Source organism: Streptomyces sp. KMM 9044, from assembly GCF_024701375.2.
GTDB lineage: Bacteria > Actinomycetota > Actinomycetes > Streptomycetales > Streptomycetaceae > Streptomyces.
This window is the reverse complement of record NZ_CP113910.1, coordinates 2,313,278-2,333,590: the sequence shown is the minus strand read 5'-3', so window position 1 is coordinate 2,333,590 and position 20,313 is coordinate 2,313,278. Positions and strand designations below refer to the sequence as shown.

14 protein-coding genes and 1 pseudogene are annotated in these 20,313 nt (G+C 72.2%); 7 read left to right on the top strand and 8 right to left on the bottom strand.

The features are described 5' to 3' along the window. Positions 1-82: 82 nt before the first annotated feature. The 4 genes from HUV60_RS10260 to HUV60_RS10245 all read right to left on the bottom strand — a co-directional run bounded on the left by HUV60_RS10260 (position 83) and on the right by HUV60_RS10245 (position 6,867). A complete protein-coding gene (locus HUV60_RS10260; RefSeq protein WP_257847721.1) occupies positions 83-3,889 on the bottom strand; it encodes a multifunctional oxoglutarate decarboxylase/oxoglutarate dehydrogenase thiamine pyrophosphate-binding subunit/dihydrolipoyllysine-residue succinyltransferase subunit in 3,807 nt (1,268 codons plus the stop codon). Positions 3,890-4,192: 303 nt separating this feature from the next. Continuing rightward, on the bottom strand, positions 4,193-5,305 hold the full coding sequence (locus HUV60_RS10255) for a sensor histidine kinase (RefSeq protein WP_257847722.1): 1,113 nt from the start codon (positions 5,303-5,305) through the stop codon (positions 4,193-4,195). After that, positions 5,302-6,039, bottom strand: coding sequence for a response regulator transcription factor (locus tag HUV60_RS10250; RefSeq protein WP_257847723.1), 738 nt, complete (start codon positions 6,037-6,039; stop codon positions 5,302-5,304). Before HUV60_RS10250 ends, HUV60_RS10255 begins: the two co-directional genes overlap by 4 nt. A gap of 123 nt (positions 6,040-6,162) precedes the next feature. Next, positions 6,163-6,867 (bottom strand): spermidine synthase, encoded by a 705-nt coding sequence (locus tag HUV60_RS10245; protein ID WP_257847724.1) that lies wholly within the window; start codon positions 6,865-6,867, stop codon positions 6,163-6,165. Positions 6,868-7,090: 223 nt separating this feature from the next. On the opposite strand from HUV60_RS10245, the gene lon reads away from it, so the two are divergent. Together lon and HUV60_RS10235 are read left to right on the top strand one after the other, a co-directional pair. Beyond that, complete coding sequence (gene lon / locus HUV60_RS10240) at positions 7,091-9,505, top strand: endopeptidase La (protein WP_257847725.1); 2,415 nt, start codon at positions 7,091-7,093, stop codon at positions 9,503-9,505. A 206-nt stretch (positions 9,506-9,711) separates the two neighbouring features. Continuing rightward, complete coding sequence (locus HUV60_RS10235; RefSeq protein ID WP_257847726.1) at positions 9,712-10,206, top strand: MarR family winged helix-turn-helix transcriptional regulator; 495 nt, start codon at positions 9,712-9,714, stop codon at positions 10,204-10,206. A gap of 35 nt (positions 10,207-10,241) precedes the next feature. On the opposite strand, the gene HUV60_RS10230 is transcribed toward HUV60_RS10235, so the two are convergent. After that, on the bottom strand, positions 10,242-11,027 hold the full coding sequence (locus HUV60_RS10230) for a protein phosphatase 2C domain-containing protein (protein ID WP_257847727.1): 786 nt from the start codon (positions 11,025-11,027) through the stop codon (positions 10,242-10,244). Between the two features lie 431 nt (positions 11,028-11,458). Here HUV60_RS10230 and HUV60_RS10225 point away from each other — a divergent pair, with 431 nt between their 5' ends. From HUV60_RS10225 to HUV60_RS10205, 5 genes and pseudogenes are all read left to right on the top strand, one after another. After that, complete coding sequence (locus HUV60_RS10225; RefSeq protein ID WP_257847728.1) at positions 11,459-14,932, top strand: sensor histidine kinase; 3,474 nt, start codon at positions 11,459-11,461, stop codon at positions 14,930-14,932. Continuing rightward, the gene (locus HUV60_RS10220) at positions 14,929-15,483 is read left to right on the top strand and encodes a roadblock/LC7 domain-containing protein (protein WP_257847729.1); all 555 of its coding nucleotides are present in this window, start codon (positions 14,929-14,931) and stop codon (positions 15,481-15,483) included. Before HUV60_RS10225 ends, HUV60_RS10220 begins: the two co-directional genes overlap by 4 nt. After that, positions 15,480-15,902 (top strand): DUF742 domain-containing protein, encoded by a 423-nt coding sequence (locus tag HUV60_RS10215; RefSeq protein ID WP_257847730.1) that lies wholly within the window; start codon positions 15,480-15,482, stop codon positions 15,900-15,902. Before HUV60_RS10220 ends, HUV60_RS10215 begins: the two co-directional genes overlap by 4 nt. Next, complete coding sequence (locus HUV60_RS10210; protein ID WP_257847731.1) at positions 15,883-16,521, top strand: GTP-binding protein; 639 nt, start codon at positions 15,883-15,885, stop codon at positions 16,519-16,521. The genes HUV60_RS10215 and HUV60_RS10210 overlap by 20 nt, the downstream gene beginning before the upstream one ends. A gap of 54 nt (positions 16,522-16,575) precedes the next feature. Continuing rightward, positions 16,576-17,836, top strand: a pseudogene (locus HUV60_RS10205) (styrene monooxygenase/indole monooxygenase family protein). On the opposite strand, the gene HUV60_RS10200 reads toward HUV60_RS10205, so the two are convergent. The 3 genes from HUV60_RS10200 to HUV60_RS10190 all read right to left on the bottom strand — a co-directional run bounded on the left by HUV60_RS10200 (position 17,800) and on the right by HUV60_RS10190 (position 20,226). After that, positions 17,800-19,086: a C40 family peptidase gene (locus tag HUV60_RS10200; protein WP_257847732.1), complete on the bottom strand. Its 1,287-nt coding sequence runs from the start codon at positions 19,084-19,086 to the stop codon at positions 17,800-17,802. The pseudogene HUV60_RS10205 and the gene HUV60_RS10200 sit on opposite strands and share 37 nt — an antisense overlap. A 102-nt stretch (positions 19,087-19,188) precedes the next feature. Continuing rightward, positions 19,189-19,518: a hypothetical protein gene (locus tag HUV60_RS10195; protein WP_257847733.1), complete on the bottom strand. Its 330-nt coding sequence runs from the start codon at positions 19,516-19,518 to the stop codon at positions 19,189-19,191. Positions 19,519-19,572: 54 nt separating this feature from the next. Then, positions 19,573-20,226 carry a TetR/AcrR family transcriptional regulator gene (locus HUV60_RS10190; RefSeq protein ID WP_257847734.1) on the bottom strand — a complete coding sequence of 218 codons (654 nt, stop codon included), beginning with the start codon at positions 20,224-20,226 and terminating at the stop codon, positions 19,573-19,575. Positions 20,227-20,313 lie beyond the last annotated feature (87 nt).

Below are 20,313 nucleotides of genomic sequence, written 5' to 3'. Positions count from 1 at the left end.
GAGCCGGGCCGCACCCCCGGAGTGGGAGTGCGGCCCGGTCACGTACGGCCTACGACCCGTCACGGGGCCGCTCAGGAGTCCGTCAGGCGTCGAACACCTCACGCACCAGCTGCTCCTGCTCGGCCTGGTGCCGCTTCGCGGAACCGACGGCCGGGGACGAGCCGTGCGGGCGCGAGATGCGGCGCAGACGCTCGCCGTGCGGGACGTCGGCGCCGACCGCCAGGTCGAGGTGGTCGATCAGGTTGAGCGCGATGAACGGCCAGGCACCCTGGTTCGCCGGCTCCTCCTGGGCCCACAGGTACTTCTCGGCGTTCGGGTACTTCTTGATCTCCGCCTGGAGCTCGGCACCCGGCAGCGGGTACAGGCGCTCGATGCGCAGGATCGCCGTGTCCGTCACGCCGCGCTTCTTCCGCTCGGCCTCGAGGTCGTAGTAGACCTTGCCGGCGCAGAAGACGACCTTCCTGACCGCGGCCGGGTCGACCGAGCCGTCGCCGATGACCGGACGGAACTGGCCCGTGGTGAACTCCTCCGCCTTCGAGGCCGCGGTCTTCAGACGCAGCATCGACTTCGGGGTGAAGACGACCAGCGGCTTGTGGTGCGGGTTGTGCACCTGCCACCGCAGGAGGTGGAAGTAGTTCGACGGGAGGGTCGGCATCGCGACCGTCATGTTGTTCTGCGCGCAGAGCTGCAGGAACCGCTCCGGACGGGCCGAGGAGTGGTCCGGGCCCTGGCCCTCGTAGCCGTGCGGCAGAAGCAGGGTCACCCCGGAGGTCTGGCTCCACTTCTGCTCGGCCGACGAGATGAACTCGTCCACGACCGTCTGCGCGCCGTTGACGAAGTCGCCGAACTGCGCCTCCCACATCACCAGCGCGTCAGGGCGGGCCAGCGAGTAGCCGTACTCGAAGCCCATCGCCGCGTATTCGGAGAGCAGCGAGTTGTGGACGTTGTACCGCGACTGGTCCTCGGACAGGTACAGCAGCGGTGTGAACTCGTCGCCCGTCTCACGGTCGATGACCACCGCGTGACGCTGGCCGAAGGTGCCGCGCTGCGAGTCCTGGCCGGACAGCCGGACCGGGACGCCCTCCAGGAGCAGCGAGCCGACCGCGAGGGTCTCACCCATGCCCCAGTCGATCGTGCCGTCCTCGACCATCGCCGCCCGGCGCTGCAACTGCGGCAGCAGACGCGGGTGGATGGTGACGTGGTCGGGGATGTTGACCTGCGACTCGGCGATCCGCTTGACGACCTCCGAGGTGACCGCCGTGTTCACCGCCACGGGGAACCGGGCCTGCGGCTCCGAGGGCTCGACGGCCGTCGGCTGGGACGCCGCCTCGCGGACCTCGGTGAAGACCTTCTCCAGCTGGCCCTGGTAGTCCTGCAGCGCCTGCTCGGCCTCCTCCAGGGTGATGTCGCCGCGACCGATGAGGGACTCGGTGTACAGCTTGCGCACCGAGCGCTTCTTGTCGATCAGGTCGTACATCAGCGGCTGTGTGAACGCCGGGTTGTCCGACTCGTTGTGACCGCGGCGGCGGTAGCAGATGAGGTCGATCACCACGTCCTTGTTGAACGCCTGGCGGAACTCGAAGGCCAGTCGCGCGACGCGGACCACGGCCTCCGGGTCGTCACCGTTCACATGGAAGATCGGGGCCTCGATCATGCGGGCCACGTCCGTCGCGTACATGGAGGAACGCGAGGACTCGGGGGCCGCGGTGAAGCCGACCTGGTTGTTGATGACGACGTGGACCGTACCGCCGGTGCGGTAGCCGCGCAGCTGGGACATGTTCAGGGTCTCGGCCACCACGCCCTGGCCCGCGAAGGCCGCGTCGCCGTGGATCGCCACCGGCAGGACGGTGAAGTCCGTGCCGCCCTTGTTGATGATGTCCTGCTTGGCGCGCGCGACGCCCTCCAGTACCGGGTCCACCGCCTCCAGGTGGGAGGGGTTGGCGACCAGGGAGACCTTGATCTGCTCGCCGTCGAGACCGGTGAAGGTGCCCTCGGCGCCGAGGTGGTACTTCACGTCGCCGGAGCCGTGCATCGACTTCGGGTCGAGGTTGCCCTCGAACTCGCGGAAGATCTGCGCGTACGACTTGCCCACGACGTTGGCCAGCACGTTCAGCCGGCCGCGGTGGGCCATGCCGACGACGACCTCGTCGAGACGGGACTCGGCGGCCGAGTCCAGCACGGCGTCGAGCAGCGGGATGACGGACTCGCCGCCCTCCAGGGAGAAGCGCTTCTGACCGACGTACTTGGTCTGCAGGAAGGTCTCGAAGGCCTCCGCCGCGTTCAGCCGGCGCAGGATGCGCAGCTGCTCCTCACGCTCCAGGTTGGAGTGCGTGCGCTCCACGCGGTCCTGGATCCACTTGCGCTGCTTCGGGTCCTGGATGTGCATGAACTCGATGCCGGTGGTGCGGCAGTACGAGTCGCGGAGCACGCCGAGGATGTCGCGCAGCTTCATCAGGCTCTTGCCCGAGAAACCGCCGACCGCGAACTCGCGCTCCAGGTCCCACAGGGTGAGTCCGTGCTCGGTGATGTCCAGGTCGGGGTGCTTGCGCTGGCGGTACTCCAGCGGGTCGGTGTCGGCCATGACGTGGCCGCGGACCCGGTAGGAGTGGATCAGCTCGAAGACGCGGGCGGCCTTGGTGACGTCGTCGTCGTGGGACGCGTCGATGTCCTTGAGCCAGCGGACCGGCTCGTAGGGGATGCGCAGCGCCTCGAAGATGTCGTCGTAGAAGCCGTTCTCGCCCAGCAGCAGGTTCGCCACGGCGCGCAGGAACTCGCCGGAGGCGGCGCCCTGGATCACCCGGTGGTCGTAGGTCGACGTGAGCGTCATGACCTTCGAGATGCCGAGCTTGTTCAGGGTGTCCTGGCTGGTGCCCTGGAACTCCGCCGGGTAGTCCATGGAACCGACGCCCAGGATCACCGACTGGTTCGGCATCAGACGCGGCACCGAGTGAACCGTGCCGAGGCCGCCGGGGTTGGTCAGCGAGACGGTGACTCCGCTGAAGTCGTCCATCGTCAGCTTGTTGTCGCGGGCGCGACGGACGATGTCCTCGTAGGCCTGCCAGAACTCGAAGAAGTTCAGGGTCTCGGCCTTCTTGATGCCCGCGACGACCAGCTGGCGGTCGCCGTTCGGCTTGACCAGGTCGATGGCGAGGCCGAACTTGATGTGCTCCGGCTTCACCAGGGTGGGCCTGCCGTCCACCTTCGCGTAGTGCCAGTTCATCGACGGCATCGCCTTGATGGCCTGGACCATCGCGTAGCCGATGAGGTGCGTGAAGGAGATCTTCCCGCCCCGGGCACGCTTGAGGTGGTTGTTGATGACGATGCGGTTGTCGAACAGGAGCTTCACCGGGAGTGCGCGTACGGACGTGGCCGTGGGCACCTCCAGGGAGGCGTCCATGTTCTTCGCGACGGCCGCGGACGGGCCGCGCAGCGTCAGCTGCTCGGGGCCCTGCTTGGCCTCCTCGGCGGGCTTCTCCCGGGGGGCCCGGGACTTCGCGGCGGCCGGCTCGGCGGGGGGCGGAGCGGCCTTCGCCGGAGCGGACGCCGGAGCCTTCGCGGCCGGCTGGGCAGCCGGCCGCGGGGCGGCGGGCCGCGGGGCAGCCGGCGCGGGCGTGGCGGCGGGCTGGGCCGGAGTGACCGGCGCAGCCGTCGTCGTGCCTGCGGTCCCCGACGCCGCGTTGTTCACCGGAGCCGGGCCCTGAGGGGCGCCCGGCTTGTAGTCGGCGAAGAAGTCCCACCAGGCCCGGTCGACCGAGTTCGGGTCCTGGAGGTACTGCTGGTAGATCTCGTCGACGAGCCACTCGTTGGCACCGAAGGCCGCGGCGGGGTTCTTGCCCGCTTGGTCGGTGTCGGTCGAGATGCTCGAGTTACTGGGGGACTGTGGCGACACGGCGTCAACCGCCCTCTTCCGCTTCACAAGATGATGGACAGCGGAAATTAAGGCTACGCCTCCCCGACCGAGAAGGTCAGTCCGGGCCCGTTCAACGTCGTGCAAGTCACATCTCGGAGGGTGTTTCGGTGCAGGAAATGGCGGGAAACAAGCGTGGTTCCGCGCTGTCGGGGCGCGTGGGGTACGGGTCGGCCGCGACCCGTCGTGCTCGCCGCACGGGCCTGTGTCCGAATCCGTACCTGATCACACGTATCCGTCAGTGCGAACGTACGTGGATCTTGTGGCTCCGCTTGGCACCCTACGTCAACCTGACGAGAGAGAGGCTCCCGGAAGAGTGATGAGAATGCGACAGCCCCGCTCGGATTCGGCCACCCCGATGCGTCCGCCGTGGAGATCGACGGCCCAGCGGGCGATCGCCAGGCCGAGACCGGTGCCCCCGTCGCTGCCCGGACCGTGCGGCAGATTGACGCTGCCACGGTTGAACCGCTCGAAGACGCGGTGCCACTCGGTCCGCGGAATGCCGGGCCCCTCGTCCAGGATCTCCAGCCGGAGCGAGTCCGGCTGCGGTCCGGGCCGCGCCTTGACCGTCACCCGGCCGTGCGGCGGGCTGTGCTTGACCGCGTTGTCGACGAGGTTGGCGACGACCTGGTGGATGCGCTCCGGGTCGAGGTGCGCGGTGAGCTCCGGGGGCGAGACGTCGAGGCTCAGATGGACGTCCTTACGCGTGTGGCCGCCGGATCCGGTGGTCATGCCCGCGCGAGCGGAGGCGACCATGTTGGCCTCCTTGAGCACGCCGGACAGATACGGCCACACCTCGAACCGCTGCCGCCGCAGCGGGACGACCCCGTTGTCCAGACGGGACAGGTCCAGGAGCGTCTCCACGAGACGTCCCAGCCGCTCGGTCTGCTTCAGCGCCGTGCGCATGGTCTCGGGGTCGGCCTCGGTGACGCCGTCGACGATGTTCTCCAGCACCGCGCGCAGACCCGCGATGGGGGTGCGCAGCTCGTGCGAGACGTTGGCCACCAGCTCCTTGCGCTGATGGTCCTGGGCCTCCAGCTCGTCGGCCATGACGTTGATGGTCCGGGCCAGGTCGCCCAGCTCGTCCCAGCGGTTCTCGCGCACGCGGCGGGTGTAGTCGCCGTGGGAGATGGACCGGGCCACCGCGTTCATGTCGTCCAGCGGCGCGGTGAGGGAGTGCGCCACGAACTGCGTGATGAGCAGGGTGGCGATCATCGAGAAGACCGTGATGAAGCGCAGCTCCGTCTTGGTGTGCACCGCGATCATCGACAGCCCGGTGGTGATCAGCACCGAGATGACGACCAGCGCGCCCAGCTTGGTCTTGATGGAGAACGGGCGGACAGCGCCCCAGGGACCGGGATCCCCGGAGCCTTTCCGTGCGGCCGGCCCGTCGCTCATGGCGTCGGCGTCTCCAGGGCGTAGCCCACGCCGTGCACGGTGCGGATGCGCTCGGCACCGATCTTCCGGCGCAGCGCCTTGATGTGGCTGTCGACGGTCCGGGTGCCGGAGGCGTCCGCCCAGTCCCAGACCTCGGCCAGCAGCTGCTCGCGGGAGAGCACCGCGCGGGGCGTGTTCGCCAGGCACACCAGGAGGTCGAACTCGGTGGGCGTCAGGTGGACGTCCTCGCTGCACACCCGGACCCTGCGCTGCGTGTGGTCGATCTCCAGTTCGCCCAGGCGCAGGATGCCGCTGCGCGGGGTGGTGGCCGCCTGGGCCGCCCGCTCCATGCGGCGCAGCAGCACGTGCACGCGTGCCGCCAGTTCCCGCATGGAGAACGGCTTGGTCATGTAGTCGTCGGCGCCGACGCCCAGCCCGACCAGCATGTCGGTCTCGTCGTCGCGCGCGGTCAGCATCATCACCGGCACCGGCCGCTGTGCCTGCACGCGCCGGCAGACCTCCAGACCGTCGAAGCCGGGCAGCATGATGTCGAGGATCAGCAGGTCGGGCTGCCAGGCCTCCGCCGTGTCGACCGCGGACGGCCCGTCACCCGCCGTCTGCACCAGGAATCCCTCGGCGCGAAGGCGGGTCGCGATGGCGTCCACGATCGTCGCGTCGTCCTCGACCACCAGGACCCGGCGCTGCGCGCCCGGGGTGGCCGCCGTGCCGTTGTGGGAGGTGTGTGTCTGCTCCATCGCCCGCCCCTGAAGTGTGCTTTCCGGAATCCGTGGGGTGAATCCGTCTCTGCGCATGACTGTGATTGACGTTTGAATGATCGGCGTCAGTGCAGCAGCGTACGGGGAGTCACCGCGGCTTTGCTATCCAGGGCGGACGCCGAGGTGCACGACGTCCGGCACGCCCCGGGCAACGGGGATCTCTTCGGTACGCACCTGCCTGAACCCGGCATCCCGCAAGGTTTTTTCGAAATTCGCCGACGGCTGCGCGGACCACACCGCGAGTACTCCGTCCGGTCTCAACGCCCTTGCGCAGTCCATGAGTCCGGTGGGGGAGTAGAGCCCGCCGTTGTCCTCGGTGACGGTCCAGTCGGGACCGTTGTCGATGTCGAGGCACAGTGCGTCGAACGTGTCGGACGTCTCGTGGACGTACGCCACCAGATCGGCCTCGACGATCTCCGTGCGCGGGTCGGCGAGGGCGCTCGCGGAGAGTTCGGCCAGGGGGCCCGCGCGGTGCCAGTCGACGACGGCGGGTTCGCGCTCCACCACCGTGATGCGGCCCCAGCGGGGTGCTGCGGCGGCGTGCGCGAGTGAGAAGCCGACGCCGAGTCCGCCGATGAGGACGTGCGGGTCCTGCCGCGGACCGTGCCCCGCACGGGTGTCGGCGGCGTCGAGCGCGGACAGGGCCGCGTCGACCAGCCGGCGCTCCGAGCGGCCGTCGGAGGTGTCCATCAGGAAGCACCCGTTCGCGATGATCTGCAGCAGGCTCCCGTGCCGGCGGAGCACCACCTCCCCGTACGGGCCCTCGCGGCGGTCCAGGACTTCGGGAATGTCGTAGGGGGTGGACATGCGTTCATCCTGGCAGTGCTCCCCGTTCGGCGGAGCACCTCCCGCCGTTTCGTGTCGTCCGCGGCGGATCCGGGCGTGCCCGAGCGGCACCAGGTGGCCCTGATCCGTCCCGGGCCGGCGGGTGATCGCTGAGAGCGAACGCGAGGGAGCGCAGTCCGGGAACAATCGCGGACTCACCAGCATTGAGTCGGCATAGCTCAACTTGACTGCCGAAGGGGAGATCATGGCTGCTGAGTCCACACCGCTCGCCCTGCCTGTGCTGCCGCTCGACGACGAGGTCGTGCTGCCCGGGATGGTGGTCCCGCTGGACCTGAGCGATTCCGAGGTGCGCGCCGCGGTGGAGGCCGCCCAGGCCGCCGCCACGTCGGAGACCGGAAAGCCCAGGGTCCTGCTGGTTCCACGCATCGACGGGACCTACGCTGCCACCGGCGTCCTGGGCACGGTCGAGCAGGTCGGCCGGCTGGCCGACGGTGACCCGGGCGCCCTGATCCGGGGCCGGGGCCGGGTGCGGATAGGCGCCGGGACGACCGGGCCGGGCGCCGCGCTGTGGGTGGAGGGCACCCGGACCGACGAGACCGTACCGGAGCCGGTGTCCGGCCAGGTGACCGAGCTGGTCACCGAGTACAAGGCGCTCGCCACCGCCTGGCTGCGCAAGCGCGGTGCCTGGCAGGTCGTCGACCGCGTCCAGGCCATCGACGACGTCTCCGCCCTCGCCGACAACTCCGGATACTCACCGTTCCTGGCCACCGGACAGAAGGTGGCCCTGCTGGAGACCGCCGATCCGGTGGCCCGGCTGAAGCTCGCCACCCGGCAGCTGCGCGACCACCTCGCCGAGCAGGACGTCGCCGAGTCCCTCGCCAAGGACGTCCAGGACGGCGTGGACAAGCAGCAGCGCGAGTTCCTGCTGCGCCGCCAACTGGAAGCCGTGCGCAAGGAACTGCGCGAGCTGAACGGCGAACAGGACGGTGAGGAGTCCGACGACTACCGCAGCCGGGTGGAGGCCGCCGGCCTGCCGGAGAAGGTGCGCGAGGCCGCGCTCAAGGAGGTCGACAAGCTGGAGCGCTCCTCCGACCAGTCGCCCGAGGGCTCGTGGATCCGCGCCTGGCTCGACACGGCCCTGGAGATGCCGTGGAGCGAGCGCACCGAGGACGCGTACGACATCCAGGGCGCCCGGGCCGTGCTCGACGCCGAGCACGCCGGCCTGACGGACGTGAAGGAACGCATCACCGAGTACCTGGCGGTGCGCAAGCGGCGTGCCGAGCGCGGGCTCGGCGTCGTCGGCGGCCGCCGCGGCGGTGCCGTACTCGCCCTCGTGGGCCCGCCGGGCGTCGGCAAGACGAGCCTCGGCGAGTCCGTCGCCCACGCGATGGGGCGCAGGTTCGTCCGGGTCGCCCTCGGCGGCGTCCGCGACGAGGCCGAGATCCGCGGCCACCGACGTACGTACGTCGGCGCGCTGCCCGGCCGGATCGTGCGGGCGATCAAGGAGGCCGGGTCGATGAACCCGGTGGTGCTGCTCGACGAGATCGACAAGGTGGGCTCCGACTTCCGGGGCGACCCGGCCGCAGCCCTCCTCGAAGTGCTGGACCCGGCGCAGAACCACACCTTCCGCGACCACTACCTGGAGGTCGAGCTGGACCTCTCGGACGTCGTCTTCCTCGCCACCGCCAACGTCCTGGAGGCCGTCCCGGAGGCACTGGCGGACCGGATGGACATCGTCCGTCTGGACGGTTACACGGAGGACGAGAAGGTCGTCATCGCACGCGACCACCTGCTGCCGCGCCAGCTGGAGCACGCGGGGCTCGCCACCGACGAGGTCGCCCTCGACGACGGCGCGCTGCGCAAGCTGGCCGGTGAGTACACGCGCGAGGCGGGGGTGCGCACCCTGGAGCGATCCATCGCGCGGCTGTTGCGCAAGGTCGCGGCCCAGCACGAACTGGGCGAGCGGGAGCTGCCGTTCACCGTCACGGACGGTGACCTGCGCGGACTGCTCGGCCGGCCGCACCACGTGCCCGAGTCCGCCCAGGACCCGGCCGAGCGCCGCACCGCCGTCCCCGGTGTCGCCACCGGGCTCGCGGTGACCGGTGCAGGCGGTGACGTCCTCTACGTGGAGGCGTCCCTGGCCGACCCGGAGACGGGTGCCGCCGGACTGACCCTGACCGGACAGCTGGGCGACGTGATGAAGGAGTCGGCGCAGATCGCGCTGAGTTTCCTGCGTTCCCACGGCGCCGAACTGGAGCTTCCCGTCGGCGACCTGAAGGACCGGGGCGCGCACATCCACTTCCCGGCGGGTGCGGTGCCCAAGGACGGCCCCAGTGCCGGCGTCACGATGACCACCGCCCTGGCCTCGCTGCTGTCCGGGCGCCCGGTCCGTACGGACGTGGCCATGACCGGAGAGGTCTCGCTGACCGGGCGGGTGCTGCCGATCGGCGGGGTGAAGCAGAAGCTGCTCGCGGCGCACCGGGCCGGGATCGCCACGGTGATCATCCCCAAGCGCAACGAGCCCGACCTGGACGACGTCCCCGCCGAGGTGCTGGACGGGCTCGACGTCCACGCCGTGACCGACGTCCGCCAGGTCCTGGAACTGACGCTCTCGCCGGCGGCGAACGGCGCCGGGCCAAAGGTTCCGCTGGCGGTGTGACGGCGCCATCGGACGGGCGGCGGTCCGGGCCCCGTGAGGGCGGTCCGGGCCGCCGCCGTGCGGCAGCGCGAACGACGGGGCCGTGGCCGGCGGGCCGGTGGCGGTGTACTGCCGCGCCCCACGTCTGCGAAATACTTGCGGAGCCCCAGTGGCGTCGCCATGTGGCGGAAACACGGACGACCGGGAAGACCGAGGCAGGGACCGACGTGCACGAAGGCGGAAACGGCGACAGCGAGGACACCTCGTCCCAGGCACCCGACAGCGGCGTGGAACAGCCCGGATTCCTCGCCCTGGAAAGGGAGCTGACCGTGCTGCTGCGCCGGGCCAGGGCCAGCCAGGGGGAGATGTCCCGCGCGGTCCACCCGGACCTGGAGCCGTCCGCGTACGGGCTGCTCGTGCGCCTGGACGAGTGCGGCAAGCAGCGGGCCACCGAACTCGCCGCCTTCATCGGCGTCGGCAAGGCGACCATGTCGCGCCAGCTGCACGCCCTGGAGGAACTCGGACTCGTCACGCGCGAACCGGACCCCGCCGACGGCCGTGCCTGGCTGGTCGCCCTCACCCCGGAGGGCCGGAGCCGGATGAGCAGGGTCCGCGAGGCCCGTCGGGAGCGCTACTCCCGCGGCCTCGCCGACTGGGATCCGGGCGAGGTCACGGAACTCGCCCGGCTGCTGCACCAGCTGAACCGGGGGATGGAGAAGTAGCGGGGGCCTTGGCCGGTCCTCGGAACCCGCGGGGCTCAGAACTCCACGTACACGACCGTCGCGTCGTCGTGCGTCTTGCTCCGGCCGAGCATCACCCGTTCCGTGTCCGCCCGCTCCAGCGCCCGGACACGGTCCACCAGCGCCTGCGCCCCCTCCTTGCGGACGAGGGCGAGACAGTCGGGCCAGTCGCCCTCGCCGAACTTCTCGACCCAGCGGGTCGCCCCGTCCGTCAGCGCGGCCAGGGCGCGCACCCCGGCGCGCGGCAGCGTACCGGTGACCGCGCGCGCCGCGACCGACGGATCGGCCGCCGCGGTGAAGAAGCCGCCCTCCCTGTTCCGCACGGTGGAGTCCACCAGCGCGTCCGTGGCCAGCGCCGAGCGGGGCAGCCGGGCCAGCCGGTCGTCCAGCAGCGCGGTGACCGTGCCGTCGGAGGACTCGACCAGCAGGGCGGAGTCGGAGAGGACCAGGTAGTCGACCGACTCCGGTGACCAGCGCGCCAGCACCACCGTCGCCTGCGGCGTTCGCGGGTGAGAAAGGTCACAGGTCCCGGCGTGTGCCCCGGCGGTACGGGACACGGCCCGGGACAGCAGGTCCGTCAGGGGGACATCAGGGAGGGAAACGGTCAGTTCGGCGAGCGCCCCGCCGAGCCGCGCGGTGAACCAGGGGACCGCGTGCAGGCAGCCCGTGCCGTCGCGCGGCGGCGTGACCCCGTCCAGTACGACCAGTGAACCGCCCTGCCCGGAGGCCGGAAGCCCGACGCTCGCGAAGTCCTCGTTGGGGCGGTCCGCGTCACCGGGGTCCGAGACAAGTTCCGTACGCATTCGGCCAGTCTGCACGACGTCTCCACAAGGGCTCCAGGAGACCGTCACCGTTGACCGGATGCCTACAGTCACGCAGGTCAGGCACCGCGTTTGGGCGGGGTTGCAGTGCTCCGAAAACGCGTGGCGGCGAATCCTGCCACCGGCCGCCGCAGACGTCCAACCGACGTGCCGCGGAGGGCTGCTGCGGGAGGTCGCGTGACTTGCTCCTCAACTCGACTCCGGGGTTCACTCCTTCGAGTGGCGGGTCAGGTGATGCGCGTGCGGTGCCCGTGGGCACTGGGAGGGTCGGGGAGTGACGGGGGCGTCTCGCTGCCCGAGCGCGACCGGCCGTCCGCCAGGACGTACACGCCCGGCACGGGCAGGGCGCAGAAGCCTGTTGACGGAACGTCACCCCGACCCACGGGTACACGAGTTCAGGAATGCGAGCACCGGTGCAGAAGACGCGGCCTCGTCGCACAGGCAAGCAGACGTCCCCCACGGGGGACGCTGAGCAGCAGCCCGCCGTCGGCAGGGGCCGCCCCGCCCACGTACGCAACCGGCTCATCGTGGCCGTCGCGGTCGTGGCCGCGGCGATCGCCGCCGCCGGGACACCGTCCCTGCTCACCGCCTCCGGGCAGCTGAGCGACTCACAGAACCTGGTGACCCACGCCGAGCTGACCCAGGACGCACTCACCCTCGCGCACTCGCTCGCCGACGAGCGGGACGACGTCACGTCCTACGTCGCGGCCGGCCGTGACGAGGACAAGGCGCCCACCGAGCAGCACAGCACCCGCGTCGACCGGCAGGTCGAGGAACTGCGCGCCGACACCGGCACCCCCGAGGCGCTGCGCGAGGACCTCGACGCCATCGCGGCCCTGCGCAGGGCCGCGCTCACCGGCAAGAGCAGCCCGCTCGAGGCGCACCAGGCGTACTCCACCGCCATCACCCAGCTGCACCGGCTCGCCGAGCAGCTCGCGGAGGAGACCCCGCCCCGGGCCGGTTCCGGCTCCTACGCGCTCGCCGAGCTGGACACCGCCGTCCAGCAGGCCGCCGCCACCCGAGGACTGCTGCTCGCCGCGCTCAACGTGCCGAGCACCGCCCAGGCCGTGATCGACCCCGTCACCGGTCGGCCCGGCACGTCCACCTCCACGTCGGACGCCGACGCCGAGCGGCGCGACGCGCTGACCGCCGCCGCCCTCCAGGCCCGCCTGCGCTCCGACGCAGCGCTCGCCGACTTCCGTGAGACGGCCCCCAAGGCCCCCCGCGCCTCGTACGACTCCACGGTCACCGGGCCCGAGGTCGACGCCGCCGAGAAGTACCTCGAGAACCTCACCGACGAGCCGACCCTCTCCGACGAGGAACTCTCCACCGGCACCAAGAAGCTGGCGGCCGCGCTCACCGCCCGCGTCGAGGCGATGCGCGGAGTCGAGTCCGCCCTCTTCGACCAGCGCACCAAGGACCTCGCCCAGCTGCGCGACGACGACGTCACCGCGCTGGAGGTCCGCGTCGCCCTCCTCGGTGCCCTCCTGCTGCTCGCGGTCGGCGTCGCCACCGCCATGGCCCGTACCCTCACCCGTCCGCTGTCCGTGCTGCGCCGCGGTTCCGCCCGGCTCGCCGGCGCCGAGGACCCCAGCAGCGAGGAGCCGGTCGCGTTCACCGGGCGCAACGACGAGTTCGCCCAGGTCGTGCGCTCCGTCAACGCCCTGCACGCGCACGCCGCGCAGCTCGCCGGGCGGATCACCACGCTGGAGGCCGACCGCAAGCACCTCGTCGCGCAGCGGCAGCGGATGGCCGACGCCCGCGAGGAGCTGCGCACCCAGGTCACCGAGTCCGCCACCCACCTGGAGCAGCTGCGCAGCAGCATCGGCGGCACCTTCGTCAGCCTGGCACTGCGCACCCTCGGCCTGGTCGAACGGCAACTCGGGGTCATCGAGGGTCTGGAGGAGCGCGAGGACGACCCGGAGCGCCTGGCCACCCTGTTCAAGCTCGACCACTTCGCCACGGTGATGCGCCGGCACAGCGAGAACCTCCTCGTCCTCGCCGGCACCGAACACGTCCAGCACTCGGCCGGGCCGGTGCCGCTCGTCGACGTGGTACGGGCCGCGGTCAGCGAGATCGAGCGCTACGAGCGGGTCCGCATCGCCGCACTGCCGCCGCACGCGCACATCGCCGGGTTCGCCGCGGACGACCTCAGCCATCTGCTCGCCGAACTCCTGGAGAACGCCACCTCGTTCTGCCCGCCCGACCTGCCCGTCGAGGCCTCCGGCTGGCTGCTCGAGAGCGGCGAGGTCATGCTCTCCGTGCAGGACGAGGGCATCGGCATGACCGGGGAGCGGCTGGAGCGGCTCAACGCCCGTCTGTCCGACTTCGACCCTCAGGCGCCCTACGAGCACGAGGGCGAGGGCGGCCTCGGGCTCGGCCTGTACGTCGTCGCCCGGCTCGCCCGGCGGCACGGGGTACGGGTGCAGCTGCGGGAGCAGAAGCAGGGCGGCGTCGCCGCGGTCGTGGTCCTGCCCACGACCCTGCTGGCCGCCGCCCCGGGCGCCGTACCGGCCTCCGGCACCGTCGCCGACGGTTCGCCCCGTGTCACCCTGCCCGGCGCCGACGCGGAGTCCAGCTCCCACGTCCTGCACGACCGTGCGGAGGGCGGCGACCCGCTGGTCGCCCTGGCGGAGCAGGCGGTACAGCAGCAGGAGCCCGCCGACGACGAGCCGGCCGGGAAGCCCGCCGCCGAGCCCGCAGGGGAGCAGGCCGGGGAGTCCGTGCGGGACGACGCCCTGGAGCGCACGGACGGGGCGGCCGACGGGCCTGGGGCGAGCGGTGCTGTCGACGGCGTCGGCGAGCCCGCGGACGTGCCCGTGGCAGAGCAGGCCGGGGAGTCCGTGCGGGACGACGCCCTGGAGCGCACGGACGGGGCGGCCGACGGGCCTGGGGCGAGCGGTGCTGTCGACGGCGTCGGCGAGCCCGCGGACGTGCCCGTGGCAGAGCAGGCCGGGGAGTCCGTGCGGGACGACGCCCTGGAGCGCACGGATGGGGCGGCCGACGGGCCTGGGGCGAGCGGTGCTGTCGACGGCGTCGGCGAGCCCGCGGACGTGCCCGTGGCAGAGCAGGCCGGGGAGTCCGTGCGGGACGACGCCCTGGAGCGCACGGACGGGGCGGCCGACGGGCCTGGGGCGAGCGGTGCTGTCGACGGCGTCGGCGAGCCCGCGGACGTGCCCGTGGCAGAGCAGGCCGGGGAGTCCGTGCGGGACGGTGTCTCGGAGGCGGGGGCCCGAGCGGCCGACGTCGTCCACGGCGCCGGCGAGCCCGCGGACACGACGCACGAGCGGCCCGTCGAGACCACCATGGAGCTGCTGATCCCGGCGCCCGCGCTGCCGGCCGACGACCAGCCCGCACGGCCGGCCACCGAGATCGCCGGACCTGCCGGGACTTCCGGCGCCGACACCCCGGCCGCCCACCCCGGTCACCCGGTCGACGACACCTCTGCGGCCGTCGACCTCACGGCCGCCCCGGAGGCCACAGCCGCCCCCGGGCCCGTGTCGCCGGCCAGGCCCGCGCCCGCGTCGGCGCCCGTGAGTGACTCCGCCCCCGACCCCGCCCCCCCCTCCGTTGCCGAGGACACGCGTGCGGCCGACGGCCCGGCGGCGGAGCGAGCGGTGCAGCAGGCGCCGGAACCGGTCACCGACAAGGGCCTGCCCAAGCGCACACCGAAGATCACCGCACCCGTCGAGGCCCCTCGCCAGCGCACCGGCTCGGTGGACGCCGACACCCTGCGCCGCCGCCTCGGTGGCTTCCGCCGGGGGGCGGACGCCGGACGCCGGGACGTCGAGGTGGAGATCGGGGAGGAGGCGGGACCGCACCGGCCGCCGTCCACCGCCCCATCCGAAGAAGCCACGGGGGGCACTGTCGAGGAGGCAACGAGTTGACCGCGCCGAGTACCTTCGGACCGAGCAGTGAAGCCCGCAACCTGCACTGGCTGCTGACCAATCTCGTCGAGGAGGTCCCCGGCATCCTCTCGGTCGCCGTGGTCTCCTCCGACGGCCTGCTGCTGCTCTCCTCGGACCCCGATCCCGTGATGGCCCGGACGGACTCGCCCGAGGGCGCCCGCACCGCCGGGGCACCCCGGGCGCGGGCCGGCGGGCGCACCGGCCCGCGCGGCTCCGCCGCCGATCTGGCCACCGTCGTCTCCGGCATCGGCAGCCTCACCGTCGGCGCCGCCAAGCTGATGGACTCCGGCCCGGTCCGGCACACCATGGTGGCGATGGACGAGGGCAGCCTGTTCGTCATGTCGATCAGCGACGGCTCGCTGCTCGGTGTGCACGGCTCCGCGGACTGCGACATGAGCGTGGTGGCGTACCACATGGCCCTGTTCGTGGGCCGGGCCGGCCATGTACTGACCCCCGAACTCCGCAGCGAGCTGCGCCGGTCCCTGGAGAACAAGTCCCTGGAGAACGAGTCCCCCGGGAGCCCCCGTTGAGCGGTAAGTCCAGGAAGGACCTCCCGGTCCGCGGCGGTGACCGCAAACCCGCCAGGGTCCGCCCCTACTCGCTCACCGGCGGACGTACCCGCTTCGGGCACGTACTCCTCGTCGAGACGTTCGTGGCGAGCACCGCCGATCTGGAGGCCGCCGAGGAACGCAAGGAGCTGCCGAAGGGCTCGCTGAAGTCGACGGTGACGCCGGAACTGCGGGCCATCGTCGAACTGTGCCGCCGTATGCGAACGGTGGCCGAGATCTCCGCGCTGCTGAAGATGCCGCTCGGTGTGGTCCGCGTGCTCCTGAGTGACCTCGTGGACCAGGGAAAGATCCGTGTCTACGGAACGGGAACCGGCCACGGCACGGGCCGCCCGGACCGCGCGCTGCTGGAAAGGGTGCTGAGTGGACTCCGCCGTCTCTGACGCTGCTCGAGGCGTCACCTCGCTCGTCGAGGACGACGAGCCGTTGCTGCCCTGGCAGACGGACCGTACCCGCGCCCCCGTCGCCACGAAGATAGTGGTGGCCGGCGGTTTCGGCGTCGGCAAGACCACGCTGGTCACCACCGTCTCGGAGATCAGGCCTCTGGAGACCGAGGCGCTGATGACCGAGGCGAGCGCGGGGACCGACGACCTCAGCGCCACGCCGGAGAAGCTCACCACCACCGTGGCCCTGGACTTCGGCCGGATCACGCTCGACGACGACCTGGTGCTCTATGTCTTCGGCACCCCCGGTCAGCAGCGGTTCTGGTTCATGTGGGACGACCTGGTGCGCGGCGCGATCGGCGCGGTCGTCATGGCCGACACCCGCCGGCTGAAGGACTGCTTCCCGGCGCTCGACTACTTCGAGAGCTGTGGACTGCCGTACGTCGTCGCGGTCAACCACTTCGACGAGACCGAGCTGTTCGAGCCGGACGACGTGCGGGAGGCGCTCACCGTCCCCGCCCACATACCTGTCATGATCATGGACGCTCGGCGCCGGATCTCGGTCATCGAGACCCTCCTGTCCCTGGTGGGTCACGCGCTCGAGGAAACCCCGGAGTAGTCCGGGAGCCCTCTGTTCGGCTGCCGAAGCCCTCGTCCAGCGAGGAGACCCCGTATGCGGAAGATACTCGTCGTCGGAGCCGGCCAGTCCGGTCTCCAGCTCGCCCCCGGCCTCCAGCCGCACGGGTACGAGGCCACCCTGATGTCCAACCGGACCGTGGACGAGATCCGCACCGGGCGGGTGATGTCGACGCAGTGCATGTTCCACACGGTGCAGCACGAGCGTGATCTCCAGCTGAGCTTCTGGGAGTCCCGGGCCCCGAGGATCCAGGGGACCGGCGTCTCGGTCGCGGCCTCCGGCTCGCACGACCCGGGTCCCACGCAGCGCGCGGTCGACTGGCTGGGCAGGCTCGACGGGTTCGCGCAGTCGGTCGACCAGCGGGTGAAGATGGCGGGCTGGATGGAGACGTTCGCCCAGCGCGGCGGCCGGCTGGTCATCCACGGCGCGGCCGTGGGCGACCTGGACCACTTCTCCCGTACGTACGACCTCGTGCTCGTCTCCGCCGGCCAGGGCGAGCTCGTGCGGATGTTCGGCCGGGACGCCTCGCGTTCCCCGTACGCGCAGCCGCAGCGCGCCCTCGCGGTGGCCTAGGTCCACGGACTCGCCCCGCGTCCGGAGCACCCGGAGACGGAGGCCGTCCGCTGCAACCTCGTCCCCGGGGTCGGCGAGATGCTCATCATGCCGACGTCCACCACCTCGGGCCGCGCCGACATCCTGTTCTGGGAAGGCGTACCCGGCGGCCCGCTGGACGTCTTCAAGGACGTCAAGGACCCGGCGGAGCACCTCTCCCTGACCCGGGAACTCATGGAGAGGTTCCTTCCCTGGGAGTACGCGCGGGCCACCAAGGTCGAACTGACCGACGCCGGCGGCACCCTCGCCGGCCGTTACGCCCCGACCGTCCGCCACCCCGTCGGCACCCTGCCCGGCGGCGGCAAGGTCCTCGGCGTCGCCGACGTGGTCGTGGCCAACGACCCGATCACCGGTCAGGGCTCCAACTCCGCGTCCCGGTGCACGGCCTCCTACCCTCGCCTCCATCGTCGAGCACGGCGAGGCCCCGTTCGACGAGGCGTGGATGCGAGGGACCTTCGACCGCTACTGGGACATGACCCGGCACGTCACCAAGTGGACCACCGCCATGCTGGCCCCGCCGCCCGAGCACGTCCTGGACGTCCTCGGTGCCACCGGCGGCCTCCAGCCCGTCGCCGACCGGTTCGCCAACGGCTTCGACAACCCGGCCGACTTCGAGAACTTCCTCTACGACCCGGAGAAGGCCGGCGCCTACCTGGCGGAGGTCCCGGGGGCCGTGGGGGCGTAGGGCAGGCCCCGGTCCTGGTCCTGAGCCGGTGCGTATCCCTCGTCGGGCCCCTCCGTCGCCCCCTCGGGGAGTTCGGGCGGCACATGGTGCCGCAGGGGCTTCCCGTCCGGGTCGGGGCGTACGGCGCCCAGGACCGGGTTGGCCGCGATCGGGGAGACCTTCACCCGCGCGCCGGGCCGGGGGGCCTGCACCACCATGCCATCGCCGAGGTAGAGGGCGACATGCGTGGCGTCGGGGAAGTACACGACGAGGTCACCCGGTCGCAGCTCGTCCAGCGGGATCCGGTCCAGCCGCGCCCACTGCTCCTGGCTGGTCCGGGGCACCTGCGTCCCGGCCGTCCCCCACGCCCCGGAGGTCAGCCCCGAGCAGTCGAACGCCTCCGGACCCTCGGCGCCCCACTCGTACGGCTTCCCGATCTGCTCCACCGCGTACCGCAGGGCCCGGTCGCCCGCAGCGGAGGGCGTGCGCCCGGTACCGGTACCGCCCGGGGCGCCGGTACCGCCCGGGGCGCCGGGAGCGCCTGGCGTGCCGAGGGCACCGGACGCCATGAACTCCGCCTGTTTCTCGGCCGCTTCGGTCCGCTCCAGCTCCGCGAGGGCGGCCAACCGGCCGGGGGTGAGCGAGGCGAGCAGTTCCTCGACCTCGCCGAGCCGCTCGTGCACCGCGGCGCGTTGCTTCCCGCGCAGCTCGGTGAGGGCGAGCTGGTCGTCGAGTGCCGTGCGGGCCCGCCGGGCGAGCGCGTCGGCACGCTGCTCGCTGCCGGTCAGCCGGCCCACCGTGTCCGCCCGGTTGCGCGCCAGCCGCCCGATCACGTGTCCCTGGTCGAGCGCGCGCTGCGGATCGCGGGCCAGCAGCAGTCGTACGTACGGGGAGATGCCGGTGCTGCTCTGGTACTGCTGCCGGGCCAGCAGCCCGGCAGCGCCCCGGCTGTCATGCAGGGAGAGGCGGGCGGCGGCGAGGGCACGGTCCAGGCGCCGTGTCTCGGCGCGCTGCTTCGCCAGCCGCTCCTCGGTGGCGTTGTAGGCCTCGGTGGCCTTCCCGGCCTCGCGGTACAGCCGCTGGAGATCCGTCAGCAGTTCCGCGACGGACCGGTCATCGGGCTGAGCCCTCTCGGTGGACACCCCGGCCCCCGGAGCCCGTGCCGCGGTACCTCCCGACGGGTCCGCAGCGGCCGTAGCGGGTACCGGTGCGAGAACGGTTCCGGCCGCGACCGCCGCCGTACACACCAGACGCAGAAGCATTCCTGGCACGCCATCACCTCCGACGCGGGCGGCTCCTCCGCTCCGCCCCGTGAGCATCCGGCGACCCGGCCGGGCCCGCTCGCCGGGTGTGCGCGGTTCGGCGCAACAGCGTCACCCGTCGGCGTCGTCCGGCTTGCCGCGCGGCGTGGCGCCTGGATCGGCGGCCGGACCGCGGGTGCGCCCGGACCACGGCCACCTCGGGCGGCCGGGTGTCGCCGCCCCGTCCGGGTCGTACAGGTACTTCCACCCCTGCGTCAGGCCGAGCCGGCTGCTCCGCCCCCGGGGCACGCGCCGGTAGACCAGCACCGTGGGCGGGCCGCCGCCCGGGGCCGGGACGGGGATGCGGTACGTCTTGGGCGGGTGCCCGGTGATGCCCGGCAGCACGGGCAGGACGCGCCCGTCCATGGGCCCGCCCTCGAAGGGGGTGTCCTGTCTCTTCACGGCACCAGTGTCGGCCATGCCCCCGCGCAGGGTGCCCGCCGGCCGGCCGTCCGGTCAGCCGTCCACCAGCAGCGTGCGGACGAGGACCCCGGTCTCCGCGTCACGCCGCGCGGTCACCTCCAGGGCGGCCAGGAACTGCTCCACGAGCCAGTCCCGCAGCTCACCGACGGGCAGCGGCCTGTCCTCGTCGAGCCAGATCAGCGAGGCAGCCTCCACGGCGGTGATCCACATCCGGATGGTCATCCGCAGCCGCGGCCCCGGCTCGGCGACCCCGAGATGACTGAGGATGTGCTCGGCGGCGGCCCGGCGCACCCCGTCGACGATGGCGGTCGTACGGGAGGTCTCCACCACGCTCCCGCCCTGCAGCAGCGCGCTGAACCCGGTGCCGTGCCCGTCGGCGAAGGCGAGATACCGGTCGAGCGCCCGGGACAGCCGGAGCAGCAGCGGGCCCTCGCGGGGCTCGTCGAAGCAGTCCCGCAGCTCGTCGGCGGCGGACCGGAGCGCCGCCTCGTGCAGCTGCTGCTTGCCGCCCGGGAAGTACCGGTACACCAGGGGCCGCGACACGCCGGCCGCCTCCGCCACGTCGTCCAGCGACACCTCGTCGGGTGCGCGGTGCGCGAAGAGGGACAGCGCGGCGTCGAGCAGCTGACTGCGCCGCTCCTCGACGCCGAGGCGCCGGTAGGCGGGGGTGGGGGCCGGCGGAGTCATGCCCCGCAGCGTAACCGCCCGCCCCCGGCGGCTGCTCGGGTGTGTGCCGACTGCCCCTGCCCGAGCCCTGTGCCGGCGGTCCGGATG